The sequence below is a fragment of the Micrococcus sp. H39-S4 genome, assembly GCF_027158145.1.
GTDB lineage: Bacteria > Actinomycetota > Actinomycetes > Actinomycetales > Micrococcaceae > Micrococcus > Micrococcus luteus.
Genome location: NZ_JAPVLT010000009.1, coordinates 1 through 13,192 on the forward strand (window position 1 = coordinate 1; position 13,192 = coordinate 13,192).

General features: G+C 74.1%; 11 protein-coding genes. 2 read left to right on the forward strand and 9 right to left on the reverse strand.

Features of this window, described 5'->3' with window-relative positions; genetic code table 11:
* Window positions 1–110: 110 nt before the first annotated feature.
* The 4 genes from O3T09_RS09400 to O3T09_RS09415 all read right to left on the reverse strand — a co-directional run bounded on the left by O3T09_RS09400 (window position 111) and on the right by O3T09_RS09415 (window position 5,878).
* Complete coding sequence (locus O3T09_RS09400) at window positions 111–593, reverse strand: DUF3800 domain-containing protein (RefSeq protein WP_269295509.1); 483 nt, start codon at window positions 591–593, stop codon at window positions 111–113.
* A gap of 29 nt (window positions 594–622) precedes the next feature.
* Entirely contained in the window at window positions 623–3,895 is a 3,273-nt protein-coding gene (locus O3T09_RS09405; RefSeq protein ID WP_269295510.1) for a type ISP restriction/modification enzyme, read from the reverse strand.
* 200 nt (window positions 3,896–4,095) lie between these two features.
* Complete coding sequence (locus tag O3T09_RS09410; protein WP_269295511.1) at window positions 4,096–5,055, reverse strand: ornithine cyclodeaminase family protein; 960 nt, start codon at window positions 5,053–5,055, stop codon at window positions 4,096–4,098.
* Window positions 5,056–5,086: 31 nt separating this feature from the next.
* A complete protein-coding gene (locus tag O3T09_RS09415) occupies window positions 5,087–5,878 on the reverse strand; it encodes a glutamine amidotransferase (protein WP_269295512.1) in 792 nt (263 codons plus the stop codon).
* A 128-nt stretch (window positions 5,879–6,006) separates the two neighbouring features.
* Between O3T09_RS09415 and O3T09_RS09420 the strand changes: the two genes are divergently transcribed.
* Window positions 6,007–7,017 carry an IS481 family transposase gene (locus tag O3T09_RS09420; protein WP_061867064.1) on the forward strand — a complete coding sequence of 337 codons (1,011 nt, stop codon included), beginning with the start codon at window positions 6,007–6,009 and terminating at the stop codon, window positions 7,015–7,017.
* 61 nt (window positions 7,018–7,078) lie between these two features.
* On the opposite strand, the gene O3T09_RS09425 is transcribed toward O3T09_RS09420, so the two are convergent.
* The 4 genes from O3T09_RS09425 to O3T09_RS09440 all read right to left on the reverse strand — a co-directional run bounded on the left by O3T09_RS09425 (window position 7,079) and on the right by O3T09_RS09440 (window position 10,394).
* Complete coding sequence (locus O3T09_RS09425) at window positions 7,079–7,651, reverse strand: GNAT family N-acetyltransferase (protein ID WP_060774482.1); 573 nt, start codon at window positions 7,649–7,651, stop codon at window positions 7,079–7,081.
* 117 nt (window positions 7,652–7,768) lie between these two features.
* Window positions 7,769–8,668, reverse strand: a complete 900-nt coding sequence (locus O3T09_RS09430; protein ID WP_225941407.1) for a DUF6707 family protein — start codon at window positions 8,666–8,668, stop codon at window positions 7,769–7,771.
* Between the two features lie 2 nt (window positions 8,669–8,670).
* Window positions 8,671–9,210, reverse strand: coding sequence for an NUDIX hydrolase family protein (locus O3T09_RS09435; RefSeq protein ID WP_036316089.1), 540 nt, complete (start codon window positions 9,208–9,210; stop codon window positions 8,671–8,673).
* A gap of 56 nt (window positions 9,211–9,266) precedes the next feature.
* Entirely contained in the window at window positions 9,267–10,394 is a 1,128-nt protein-coding gene (locus O3T09_RS09440; protein WP_044659058.1) for an oxidoreductase, read from the reverse strand.
* A gap of 123 nt (window positions 10,395–10,517) precedes the next feature.
* On the opposite strand from O3T09_RS09440, the gene O3T09_RS09445 reads away from it, so the two are divergent.
* Entirely contained in the window at window positions 10,518–10,841 is a 324-nt protein-coding gene (locus O3T09_RS09445) for a hypothetical protein (protein WP_044659057.1), read from the forward strand.
* 12 nt (window positions 10,842–10,853) lie between these two features.
* On the opposite strand, the gene O3T09_RS09450 is transcribed toward O3T09_RS09445, so the two are convergent.
* Entirely contained in the window at window positions 10,854–13,190 is a 2,337-nt protein-coding gene (locus O3T09_RS09450; RefSeq protein WP_269295513.1) for a hypothetical protein, read from the reverse strand.
* Window positions 13,191–13,192: the final 2 nt, after the last annotated feature.

Below are 13,192 nucleotides of genomic sequence, written 5' to 3' on the forward strand. Positions count from 1 at the left end.
CCCATCACGGTGGCCAGCACCACCACCCAAACGGGCAAACCAGCTGGCCACCAGTGGGCAGTTCTGATGGCCACCAGCGGGAAGAAACACTGGCCGCCTATGGGCAGAACTCAATGGCCCTTGACATACGCGGTCCTGCTGTCCTCGCGGAGGTGGTGGTCGTCGGCGATGACTAGGAGTCCTTCAGAGACCAACCGACTGTGCCGGTGGACGCGGTTGAGGAGATGACTGGAGGCAACGACGTGAGGTTCTGCGGCCTCCCAGCCGCGACGTCGACGGAGTCCGTCGACGTCTACTCCTTGCAGGCCGAACCACGGTGAGTGACGGCAGATGAGTTCCACCGCTTTCTGACTCGCCCACGCCCGTACGCCCGGTTTCAGTTCCGCCCAGCCCTCCTTTCCCTGGAATATGGCATGACCGTGGAACTCAAGACCGGCCGGGACCGAGCCCGGGTGCGCCTCGTGGAGTCGGGCATGCAGAGCATCGAGGTCCCGGTCGATGGAGCGAATCTGCTCAGCGGTGACCACGAGGGCTCCGATGTAGTAGACCCCGTCCTGTTGCTGTTCCGACTCGTCCAGGTAACAGATGCGCATAGGTCTCGCCCCTCCGTCGTCTCCGGCGTTCAGAACATCCCACGCTGCTCGGAACCGGGGTCCCGCTTGATCGTCTTGGGAACCTTCCGTTCGGCCGGGGTCGGTTCGGGGAGTTCGTTCGCCGGGATCAGGTCTCCGGCGAGGATCTCGTCCAGGAGGTCTGCCTGGTCACCGCCCAGTGACACGGTCTCGGTCAGCACTCGGAGCAGATCGAGCAGCTCGTCGTTCCACTCGTCTGCCCACTCAGTGGGGCGGATACGGTCCAGCGGGGTGGCTGCCTTGCCGGCGGCGCGGCCGATGCCGGTGGCCGTCCTGGCGCCGAGCCACTTGTCCAGGATGTTCATGCCGGACACGGCGAAGGCCCTCACCTCCGGGCTCACGCCGGTGACGACGCCGTCCCCCACCGTCAGCCGCTGGGCCGCGGGATCGTAGGACACGGCCCGCGGAGAAGCAGGCAAGGCCGTCACGGGCTCCTCCCAGCCCAGGCCGGGCACCCGCGGCACCCGACGCGCGGGGCGCTCCGGTCCTGTGAACCGCTCCCCGTAGGTCTGCAGCCACAACAGACGTTCACCCAGCTTCACGGCACGGGTGAACAGGTCAGGGTCGGCAGTCAGCGGCACGCGGACGGGGCTGCCCTCCAGGGCTTCGTCGAACCGCTGGACGTAGGCGTCATGGCCGGCGATGCCCATGACGTAGGCGGCCAGGTCTTCCGGCGTGACCTCCCGGCCGTAGCGCTCCCCCAGCAATGGGAGCAGCTCGCCGGTGACGTTGGGCTGAGTGGCCTCAGCATCCCGGTAGAGCGGGATGACGTCCTTGCCGCCGTAGGAGCCGACGAAGTAGTGCAGATCCGGCACCGCCGTCGCCACGGTCACCACCGGCCCGCCGCTGGTGCGTGCGGTCATGGGGGAGACGAGGAAGAGCTGCCGGTCGGAAAGCGCCTGCCACAAAGCGGGGCGTTCCAAGTTGATCAATCGAGGATCGTCGAAGGTCCACTGGCGGTCAAAGGAGCGCCAGGCCACGCGGACGATCGGCCGGTGCGGGGCGTCGGCGGGCAGTTCCGCCAGTGGGGTCATGCCGTTCACGGCGGTGTGGATGGTGCGCCCAAAGTTGCCCGTCACATACTTCTCCGCGCGGGCGTCCGCGGACGGGTCGGCCAACAGCTCTCGCCACCGCCGTTGCAAAGTGTCCTGATCCGGGGCCACCGGCCAGGCACGGTTGTACTTGATCCCGGGCTGCTGCCAGGGGAAGAGGTCCGCCAGGGCGGGCATGGCCGCCCAGTCCTCCCCGCCGCTGGCCGGTGCCAAGGGGTCGCCCGCCCCACCGGGCAGGCGCACCCATGTGCCGTCGTCGGGATCCAACCGGGCCACCTCGTCCAGGGCCGCGAACTTCTCCGCGCGCGTGCCCCGGAAGCGCCGGTAGTACACGGACGCTTCCCGGGCGGCCTTGCCGGTGCGCACCAGAGTCACGATCGCCACCGGGGTCTGGATGTCGAAGACGTTCTCCTCCTGGCGTGCCCCGCGGCCCTCGCCGCCCAGGTCCATCACCCAGATCTCACTGGCCGTCCGACGGGCCAGATCGCGCAGACCCACAAAGGCCGGGCCGGTCAGCCACGAGGACGCCGTGATGAAGGAGATGATCGCCTGGTCCCCGGGGTCCTGCTGGAACGCCTTCCAGATGGCCCACCGCCAGAAATACACGTACAGGTTGTACAGCGAGGCCTGGGCGGAGAAGATCACTCCCTGCTCCTGGGCGGGGCCGATCACGTCGTCGAACAGCGCGTCCTCGCCGTCCCCGTGCTCCACCCAGCCGCCGGTGCCGGAGGTCACCCGGTCATAGGGCGGGTTGCCGATGGCCACGGTGATGCGCCGGTCCCGCTTGATCTGGCGGGCCGCCTCGGCGGCCTCGGCGAGGACCCGCGCGTCGCCGAATAGCCCCGCCTCCATGCCCGCCGAGGGGTCCTCCAGGGTGTCCGTCAGGTACACGCCGATCTCCTCCGCCTGGAAGGCGTGACCCTGCGCCTCAGCGAGCCGCTGGCCGATGCGCAGGTGCGCCACCGAGTATGGGCCGGGCAGCAGCTCGAAGGCCAGCAGGTTCTTCGTGAGGTTCTTGGCCACCTGGGCCACCCCCGCCGGGCCGCGTTCCTCCCGGGCCGCTGCCTCCGCGCGGTCGATGACCGCCAGCGGGTAGGTGCCGGAGCCCGTCGCGGGGTCCAGCGTCACCACCGAGGGGGCACCGAAGCCCAGGGTCTGACCGAAACGTTCCCGCAGCAGCGCGTCCACCACGCGCACCTGGCACTGCACCACACTGATCGGCGTGTAGTAGACACCCGCGCGGTTACGGGCGGCCGGGTCGTAGCGCTGGAGGAAGTCCTCGTAAAACCACAGCCACGGCTCACCACGGGAGTCCGTGGAGCGCTCGATGGCGGCCACGTCCATGCTGGACACCAGCCGCATGATGGCCCCGACCTCCGGGGCGATGTACTCCATGAGCGCCGGGATGCCGATGATCGGTCCGAGGGACGCCGCCAGAACATTGCGGTGGGCCGTCTCCAAGGCGTGCTTGGCCTCCTCGAGCGTCACCACGCCGTCGGCGTTCCGGTCCGCTTGGCCGGAGAGACCGGCGATGGCCATGGAGTAGGCCACCACCTGGGCGACGTCGCCCGCGAACTGGGCGTCCGTGGTCGTGTGGTGCACCGTGTGGTCCCAGGCCGCCTTCGCCTCCCGCACCGAGCGGTAGTTGTTGGACAGGCCTTCCTGGAGGCGCTCCCGAAGGAAGCGGGCCAGCGGGGCCAGGCGGTCCGCGAGCTGGCTCACTCGGGTGATCGGCCGGGGCTGGGCCAGGGTGAACTGTTCCAGGACGGTGCGCAGGCGGTCCGCGTCCCAGCCTGCGACGCCGTCGACGGGCAGGAACGCGGTGTCCACAAGGGAGCCGGAAACATAGAGGGCGATCTCGTCTCCGTTCGAGACGAGCAGCGCGTCCAGCTGGGAGAGCAGGTCCCATTGGCCCTTCTCCCGGCCGCGCCACTTCTCTCCGATGACCGTGTGGCCGGGTGCCTTGAGTTCCACCCATCCGCAGGGGCGACCGTCGATCAGGGCGGCGAAGTCCGGGCGCACGCCGTCGAGCTGGGCCTCTCGCAGCAGGCTGAGGTCCCCAAGCCCGGTGACGGAGGAGAACGCGCGCAGGAACTCGGAGACCGGGACCGTCAGCTGCGCCTCCGGCTCGGCGGAGACCCCGCTCGTGGAGGCGAGCCGCGCGTCACGGGCGTACGTCTCAGCGAGCTGGGCGAGGGGTGCGTCGATCATGTGTCCTGCCTTGCAGTGAAGAGGGTGGCGCGAGTCACTCTATCCAGACGGGGCGTGCTCGACTGGGCTGACACCGCGGAGGCCGGCCGCGCCCCGCTCGTGGCGAGAAATCTGGTCGGGCTCGCCGGCGCCCTCGTCCTCCTCGCCGTCAGTCGCCGGGACACGCCCTCGGTCCGCCAGCTGGACCCGGCCGCCCCGGCTCAGCCCAGCACCACCCGCGCCACCGCGCTCGCCACCACCAGGTCCTGCCAGGGCATGCCGGTGGTGACGAACAGGGCGGGCGCACCCTCCTGACGACGCGCGGTCCCGGCCACGAGCTCGGCCAGCGTCACCGTGTCCTCGATCCCGGCCAGCGCGCCGGAGGCCACCGCGAGGGTCACGTCCCCGGCCTCGCGGGCGGCCGAGTCCCGCGACTCCACCGCCACGGTCGCACGGCGGGCCAGGGCGTCGTCGGTCTCGCGGGCGTCCGTGGTGTGCGAGCCCATCGCCACGACCGTCGCGTGCTCCGGCACGAGCGTCCCGTCGAACAGCGGGGCCATCGCGGCCGTGCACGTCACCACGACGTCCGCCTCCGCCACGGCTTCCGAGTCCGCGGTGCTCGCGGTCACGCCCAGCTCCGCTTCGATGCGCGCGGCCAGGGCGGCGGCCCGGTCGGCGTCGCGGCCCACCACGGACACCCGCTCCAGCCCGAACACGTCCTGGAACGTGAGCGCGTGCTCCCACGCCTGCACGCCCGTGCCGAACACGACCAGGTGCCGGGGCGAGGCGTCCGCGAGCAGCCGCACCCCGAGCGCGGACACCGCGGAGGTGCGCAGGCCCGTCAGCTCGACGCCGTCCAGCACGGCCCGCGGGGCCTGGCCGGGGGCGCCCGGGGCGCCGAACAGCACGTAGACGCCCTGGATGACCGGCAGTCCGCGCTCCGGGTTGTCCGGCGTGAGGGTGACCAGCTTGGTGCCGACCTCGCTCCCGCGCGTCGAGGGCATCTGCAGCAGCTGCCCGGCGGCGGTGGCCACGCGGGTGCGGGGGGCGTCGGCCTCCGGGTCCAGGCCGGCGGCGAGGGCCGCCTCCAGCGCGTCGACGGCGGCGCGCGGGCTCAGGGCGGCGCGCACGGCGGGGCCGTCGATCCAGGGCAGGGAAGCGGTGGCGCGGTGCGTGTCCATGCGGCCACGCTACGGGGTGGGCCGGGCGGGCTCACCCGAACAGCGTGCGGAAGTTCGCCAGGATCCGGCGGGGGTGCTCGGGGTCGACGGCGACCAGCCCCGCCACCGTGGGCTCGTACTCGCCCGGCGCGAAGTACCCGTGGTCGCAGTAGATCTCGAGGCGCTCGAGGATCCCGGCCTGGTCCAGCTCCGGGTGGAACTGGGTGGCGTACTGGCGGGTGCCGAGCCGGAACATCTGCACGGGACAGTCGGCGCCCGCGGCGAGCAGCACCGCGCCGGGCGGCAGCGCGCTCATCGCCTCCTTGTGGCCCACGTACGCCGCGAACGTGCGCGGCACCCCGGCCAGCAGCGGATCGGCGACGCCCTCGTCGGTGAGCGTGACCTCGACGGGCGCGGCCGACTCGCCATGGGCGTTGTCCACGACGCCGCCGGCGTGCCGGCCCAGTGTGCCGACGCCGTAGCAGCAGCCGAGGAACGGCAGGTCTCGGCGCCGGACGACGTCGAGCATCCGCCCCAGCTCCGCCTCCACGGCGCGCTGCACGGGGGACTTGGTCTCCTCGGGATCGGTGCCCGTGAACGGGCTGCCGGGCAGGATCACGGCGGCGACGTCCGCGAGCTCCGCCTCCCAGTCCAGGCCGTCGGCCGCGGCCGGCTGCTGCACCGCGCGGTCCAGGCGCAGCACGCGCAGCCGGCCCTCCGAGTAGCCGCCGAGCCGCTCGACGGCCTCGACCTCGGCGGCCGCGGCGTCGTCCTCGGGGCGTGTCTGGACGAGGAGGAACGGCCGAGGGTGCGGGCTCGGGACGGCGCCGGTCGGGGTGGTCATCTCGGCAGACTAGCTGTTGTGGGTCATGAGGTTCTTGACACGAGGCACGGGCTGAGATGAGACGAGCGGGCTCCGCCCCGCAGGATGGGAATTGCGACATCCACTCATCCGCGGAAGGAAGCCCGCTCGTGACTCACGCTAACGCACCTCTGACCCCCACCGGCCGGCTGCGCATGGTCCACCGCCACCTGAACGACGGGATCCCGCAGTCCCACGTGGCCGCGGAGTTCCGCGTCAGTCGGCCCACGGTGGCCACCTGGGTCGCCCGCTACCGTGCCGAAGGCGAGGCAGGACTGCAAGACCGCTCGAGCCGGCCCCATCGCTCACCTGCCCGGCTCGACCCCGCGATCGTGGCCGAGCTGGAGGCCCTGCGCCGGGCCGAGAAGTGGTCCGCCCGGCGCATCCATCACCATCTGGTCGGCGAGGGCCACCAGGTGTGTCTTCGCACCGTGGGGCGATGGCTGCACCGGGCCGGGATCTCCCGCCTACGGGACCTGACCCCAGCCGGAGAAGACCTCCGCCGGCAGCCGGCCCGGAGGATCACCGCGAGGGGGCCAGGGCACATGGTGCACCTGGACGTGAAGAAGATCGGACGCATCCCTGAAGGGGGAGGCTGGCGCGCCCACGGAAGAGACAGTGAGGCAGGGCGTGCTTCCAAGCGGGGGTCTGGCCAGCGGGTCGGCTACACCTACCTGCACTCGGCGATCGACGGGTTCACCCGCCTGGCGTACACGGAGGCGCTGGAGGATGAGCGGGCGGTGACCACGATCGGGTTCTACTGCCGGGCCCGCGCGTTCTTCGCCGCTCACGGCATCACCGTGGACCGGGTGGTCACGGACAACGGGAACAACTACCGGGCCGTGGACTTCACCCGGAAGGTGGTCTCTCTCGGGGGCCGGCATCACCGGATCCGCCCCTACACCCCGCGCCACAACGGGAAGGTCGAGCGGTACAACCGGCTGATGGTCGACGAGGTCCTCTACGCCCGCCCGTACTCCTCAGAGCGGGCTCGGCGTGAGGCCCTGCAGGTGTGGGTGAACCACTACAACTACCATCGGCCGCATACCTCCTGCGGAGAGGCTCCTCCGGCCTCGTTGGCCCCGGTGCGTGTCAACAACGTCATGCCCTCCTACAACTAGCGGGGCATCGGGCCGGGAGGGCGTGACGGCGTCGTGGGGCGTCGTCGGGGGCGGGCCGCGGTCAGCGGTCGGCCCAGGGGCGGGCGTCGGAGGCCCACGGCAGGGGACGGACGCGTTCCTCGGGCAGCGGGTCCGCGGCCAGCCGGCCGTAGCGGTGCACGTCGAGCCGCCGCCCGCCCGCGCGGAGGCGGCCGCGCTGCGTGCCTTCGTGTCGGAGCCCGGCGGCCCGGGCGACGGCCCCCGCCGTCGGGCTGTCCGCCCGGTGGGCCAGTTCGATCCGCTCGAGGCCGCCCTCGGCCAGCTCGGCGTCCGTCACGGTGGTCGCCGCACGCGACATGATCGCGTCCCCGCGCCAGCCCTGATGCAGCCAGGCGGTGAGCGCGCCGGTGCCGTGCGCCTCGTCGCGCACGACGGCGACCAGGCCGATGAGCGTGTCCGTCCCGCGCTCCACCACGGCGACGGCGTCCGTCCCCTCCGCCTGGACCAGTCCGTCGACGTAGGCGCGGGCGGAGGCCTCGTCGGTGACCTCTGCGGGATCGGCCATGCCGACGGTGCCCGCGTGGAAGGCCGCCAGGACGGCGGGCGCGTCCGTGGCGCGGAGGAGGCGGAGCTGGGCGGGTGCGGAGCCGGTCATGCCGGGAGCATAGCCCCGACAGGGGCTGGAAAGTGAGGTGCGCCACACGAACCGCACCCCGGAGGGCGTGTCACCGGGGACGGGGCCGGCTCCCGACGCCCGTCCCGCGGCTGGGCCTCACCGGCGCGTGGCGGCCTTCGCCTCGAGCTCGTCGGCGAGGGTGCGCAGCGTGCCGAGCTCCCGGGCGATCCGGGAATCCAGGTCGGCGTCCGTGAGCGTCTCCGAGCCGCCGCGGGCGCGCAGGTAGAGCAGCTGGTCGAACCGGGCGCGGCGCCACTGATACTCGGCCTCGGCGTCGCGGGCCTGCAGGGCGCGGGAGATCTCCCGGTCGTAGAGCGGCGGCTCGTTGAGCTGGCGTTGGCGCACCTCGAGCACCCGGGCCGCCCGGCCCGGCTCGGAGGGGACCTCGTCCGCCTCGAGCAGGCGCCGGCCGAGGTTGGCGGCGGCGATGTGCTCGCCCTCCTCGCGCAGGATCAGCGACGCCAGGGACAGCGCGGCCTGGATGGACTTCCACCGCCCCACGGCCCCGTCCCACGGCAGGTTCGTCAGCAGACCCAGGGTAGCGAGCGTGCCCTCGGTGTCCTCGTGCAGCAGGTAGAGCCGCTCGGCCATGCCGAACACGTCCTCCAGCTGGGAGCCGGAGCGCAGGTTCAACCCGTGCGAGAGCCGGGCCGCGGTGGCGGTCAGCTCGGTGTCCTCGAGGTGGCGCTTGCCGACGGCGACGATCCGCTCCTCGGGGGAGCCCGCGTCCACGGGGGAGAAGGTGGTGTCCGGGACGGCCCTGCGCTCCTCCGGGCGGTCCGTGCGGACCCGGATCACGGAGCCGTGGGCGATCTTGACCTCGCGGCCGCCCTCGAGGGTGGCGATCACGAGCGCGGGGGTGCCGAAGTCGTCCCGCATCACCCGGGTCGAGGCCACCGGCGGGGCGGGCTCGCCGCGGCGGGTCAGGAAGCTGTCCCCGGGCTGCACGTCCTGGGACTTCAGATGGCGGAGGTAGCCGCCGACGACCGGTGCCATGCTCAGCGCCCCCATCCCACGTGGGCGAGGGCCTGGCGCACCAGGTCCCCGCGGCCGCCGATGAACTCGGCCTGGATGTCCTCGCCGAGGGCCTCCTCGGGGGTGAGCCAGGTCAGCTCGAGCGCGTTCTGGCGCGGCTGGCACTCACCCGTCACCGGCACCACGTAGACCAGGGCCACGGCGTGCTGGCGGTCGTCCGTCAGCCCGGTCTCGGACGGCGCCGGGAAGTACTCGGCGACGGTGCAGGGGACCACCGACGGCGGCAGCTGCGGGAAGGCGAGCGGGCCGAGGTCCTTCTCCAGGTGGCGCATCAGCGCGGCGCGGATGGTCTCCCGATACTGGACACGGCCGGAGACGAACGTCCGCTGGAACGTACCGGTCTCGTCCGCCACGTAGAGCAGGCCGATCTCGGTGACGTAGCCGAGGGAGTCCAGCCGCACCGGGATGGCCTCCACATACACCATGGGCAGCCGGCGCCGGGCCTCGTAGAGGTCCTCGTCGGACAGCCAGCCCGGATTCGGGTCGGGGGTGCGCACGCTCATGGTTCTGTTCTACCGGAGTTCCGCGCCGGGGGCACACCGGGTCCCGCGTGTTCCGCTCACCACTTGGCTCGGAAGTACTGCCGGGCCATCGGCACCTGCTCCGAGGGGACGTCGAGCGCGAGGGCGGCCGCGGTCGGCCAGTTCGGGTTCGCCAGGGCGGCGCGGCCCACGCAGACGGCGTCGGCGCGGTCCTCGTCCACCACGGCCGCGACCTCCTCGGCGCCGGTCAGCGAGCCGACGGCGGACACCACGATCCCCTCGGTGCCCTCCTTCACGGCGGTGGCCAGCGGCACCTGATAGCCCGGGCCCTGGGGGCCCTCGTAGGTGTCGCCGATGCCCGCGGAGGACAGGTCGAACCAGTGCACGTGCCCCTGCAGCTCCTGCGCCAGGCGGACGGTCTCCTCGATGCTCCAGCCGCCCTCGATCCAGTCCGAGCCGGAGATGCGGATGCCGAGGACCTTGTCCGCGGGCCACACCTCGCGCACGGCCGCCACGACCTCCTTGAGGAAGCGGGTGCGGCCCTCGAAGTCCCCGCCGTACTCGTCGGTCCGGGTGTTGGTCAGCGGCGAGAGGAACTGGTGGATGAGGTAGCCGTGGGCGGCGTGCAGCTGCACGGCGCCGAAGCCGGCACGGTCGGCGCGCTCGGCGGCGTCGGCGAAGGCCTGGACGGTCTCCCGGATCTCGTCCACCCGCATCGCGTGGGTGCGGATCTCCATGGAGTTGGTGGCCACGCCGGAGGGGGAGAGGGTCTCCCAGGAGTCGGGGCCCTCGAGGATCGGCTGCCCGGCGGGCGCGCCCGGGTGCATGGGGACGGTGGAGGCCTTGGCGCCGGCGTGGCCGAGCTGGATGGCGGGCAGGGCGCCCTCGGAGGCGATGTACTCGGCGATCGGCGCCCACGCGTCCCGCTGCTCGTCGTTCCACAGGCCGGTGTCCCACGGGGAGATGCGCCCCTCGGGTGTGACGGCGGTGGCCTCGGCCACCACGATCCCGAAGCCGCCGGCCGCGCGGGCGCCCAGGTGCTGGAACTGCCAGCCGTGCGGGACGCCGTCGCGCGCCTCGCACGAGTACTGGCACATCGGCGGCAGGATCAGGCGATTGCGCACGCGCACGCCGTTGATCTCGATCGGTTCGAAGATCGCGGGCACGGCGGGGGCGTCGGTCTGCGGGGTGGCGGTCTGAGTCATGCGCCCCACCCTACGAGCGGGTCCGGACACGGGAGGGCACGCGTCCGCGGCGGGCGGAAGGGGCCCGGCCCGTGCGACGAGGGAAGTCGTCACCGTTGCTGCGGCCACCCCTACCCTGGGCCCATGCCCTCCTACCGTGCCCGCCTGCAGATCGGCGACCTCCTGCCCGGCCACCGGCCCGACGAGGTCATGGACCTGGCCGAGGCGGCCGTCCAGGCCTCGCACGTGCTCGCGGCCAAGGACATCGAGGTCGTGGCGCGCGTCCCGCGGATCGTGCTGCGCTTCACGGTGCACGGCTCGCACCGGGCCGGCGAGGACGCCGAGGCCGCCGAGGTGGCGCGGCGGATGGCGGAGGCGGTGTCCGGCGTCGCCGTGACGGGCCGGCTGGACGTGCTCCGGCGCGACGGCGGTCGGTGGGTCCCGGTGCCCGCTGGGCCCGGGCGCTGAACGGGGCCGGGCTCAGGCGCCGGCCGGGTGCGGCCGGCGGGCGGCGTCGCGCTCGATCTGGCGGGCCCAGGAGCGGCGCACGGCCGCGGCCGTGACCAGCAGGAGCGCCCCGAAGGCGGCCGCGAGACCCACCCATGCGCTCTGCTGCGCCCCGAGCGGGCTGGGCAGCAGGCGGGGCAGGGCGAGGCAGAGCAGGGTCCAGGCCATGCCCAGGGCCACACCCAGGCGGCCGCGCCCACCGAGCACGAGGCGCAGGGCCGCCAGCAGCAGGGCCATCAGCACCAGCAGGGCGAGCAGCTCGGTCGGGAACCAGTCGACGTGCACGCCCCAGGCGTGGAGGGCGGCGCCCACCGCAGTGGGCGCGCCGGCGAGGAGGGTGCCCAGCAGCACGCCGAGCGCGCCGTCCTCGGCCACCCGTGCGAGGCGGCGGGCCGCCGGGCGGGCGCCGAGCCGCCGGACCACACGGAGCATGAGGACCAGGGCGAGCAGCCACGGGACGACGTCGAGGCCCCCGGGGGCCAGGACGGCCAGGGGGAACCACAGCGCCAGCGCCAGCAGGGTCCCCGCGACCGCGCCCCGGATGCGGCGGTGCCGCGGCGACGCGCCCTGGCCAGGCCCCCACTGCCGGAGCACGTACATCCCGGTCAGCAGCCACAGCACCGGCCAGATCGCCGGGTGCAGCGGGGACAGCCCGAACACGCTCGCGCCGGGGCCGTGTCGGCCGTCGGCGGTGAGCGGGTACGCGCCGGCATCGAGGGCGCCGAGCCCCGGGACGCGGCCGGCCAGACCGAGGCCCCACGCACCGGAGAGCACGAACAGCGCCCACGCGACGGTCAGCAGCGTCTGGCCGCGCCGGTCCGCGCGGGTCGGTGAGCCGGCCGGCTCCTCGGGCGGGGCGGGGGTGTAGCCGGGGATCAGGGGAAGGGCGCCCGTGACCGGCCCCGCCGAGGAGTGGGCGGTGGCCTCGGCCTGGACTGCCTGCGCCTTCGTGGAGAGCCGCTGCCGCCGCCGCCACTCGGGCAGGGCCACCCGGGCCCGGGCGAACAGCTCCTCATCGGTGAGCCGCTCCTCCGGGTCGGACAGCAGCGGCCGGTCGGCGGCGGCCGGGAAGACCTCGGGGCCCTCGAGCTCGCGCGCAGCCCGGGCGAGCGCGCGGGACTCCCGCTCCTCGTGCTCGCGACGGCGGCGGGCGGCGTCCTCCGCCGCACGGCGCTCGGCCTCCCGGGCGCGGTCCTCGAGGAGCCGGGCCTGGGCGAGGGCGCGTTCGGCGTGCAGCACGGTGTGGGCGCGGACGCGGGCGGCCTGGCGACGACGTCGCTCGGCCTCGAGGCGGGCGGCCTCCTCCGCCTCGCGACGGCGCCGCTCGGCCTCCTCGGCCCGACGGCGCCGCTCGGCCTCGACGCGTTCGGCCTCGAGGCGACAGCGTTCGGCCTCGGCCTCCTGCCGACGGCGCTCCGCCTCCGCCTCCGCCTCGAGCCGGAGCCGCTCCCGCTCGGCGAGCGCGGCCTCCTCGCGGGCCCGCCGCTCCGCCTGCACGCGGGCGCGCTCGGCGGCGACCTCCGCCTCCCGGCGGCGCCGTTCCTCCCGCTCCTGTCGGCGGGCCTCCGCCTCGGCGGCGGCACGGGCCTTCTCCTCGGCCGCCACCCGACGGCGCCGCTCGGCGTCACGCCGACGGCGCTGCTTCTCCTCCTCGCGGCGGCGGCGGGCCACCCGCGCGGCCTGGGCCCGGCGGGCCTCCTCGTCGAGGCGGGCCTGGAGGGCGGCGGCGTCGCGGGCCCGGGCGGCGTCGCGGGCCTGGGCCGCGGCGGCGGCCTCGGCGACGGGCCGCTCGTGCTCGGCGGCCCGGCGACGGGCGGCCTCGGCGGCGCGCTCCCGGCCGGCTCGCAGGCGGGCCCGCCGGCGCTCCTCGGCCGCAGTGCGGCGGCGTGCGGCCTCCGCGGCCTTCTCCGGGTCCCGCCCCGGGGCGGGGAGGATGCGTTCGACCGTGCCGACGAGCGGGTCGGTGAAACGGGCGAGGTCCGGGCTGCCGAGGCGGTCCAGGATCTCGCTGAGGTCGCGGCGTGGGCGCTGCTGGGCGGGAGCGCCCGGAGTGCGCAGTCGGTCCATGGCGCGGTGCACATCCGCGCGGCGGTCCTCGCGCACGCGGCGCTCGGCGGCGGTCTCGGGTCGGCCCGAGCGCAGGGCGCGCTCGTGACGGCGCAGATCGCGGCGGGAGATCTCCCCGGGCGCGGCCAGGGCGCGGCGGGGGCGCTCGGCGGGGGCACGCGTCGCGTCGTCGTCGGGACGGGGCGCCGAGGCGTCCCGGAGGCGCTCGAGGGCGGCACGGGACTCGGAGGACGCGTCCTGCATGC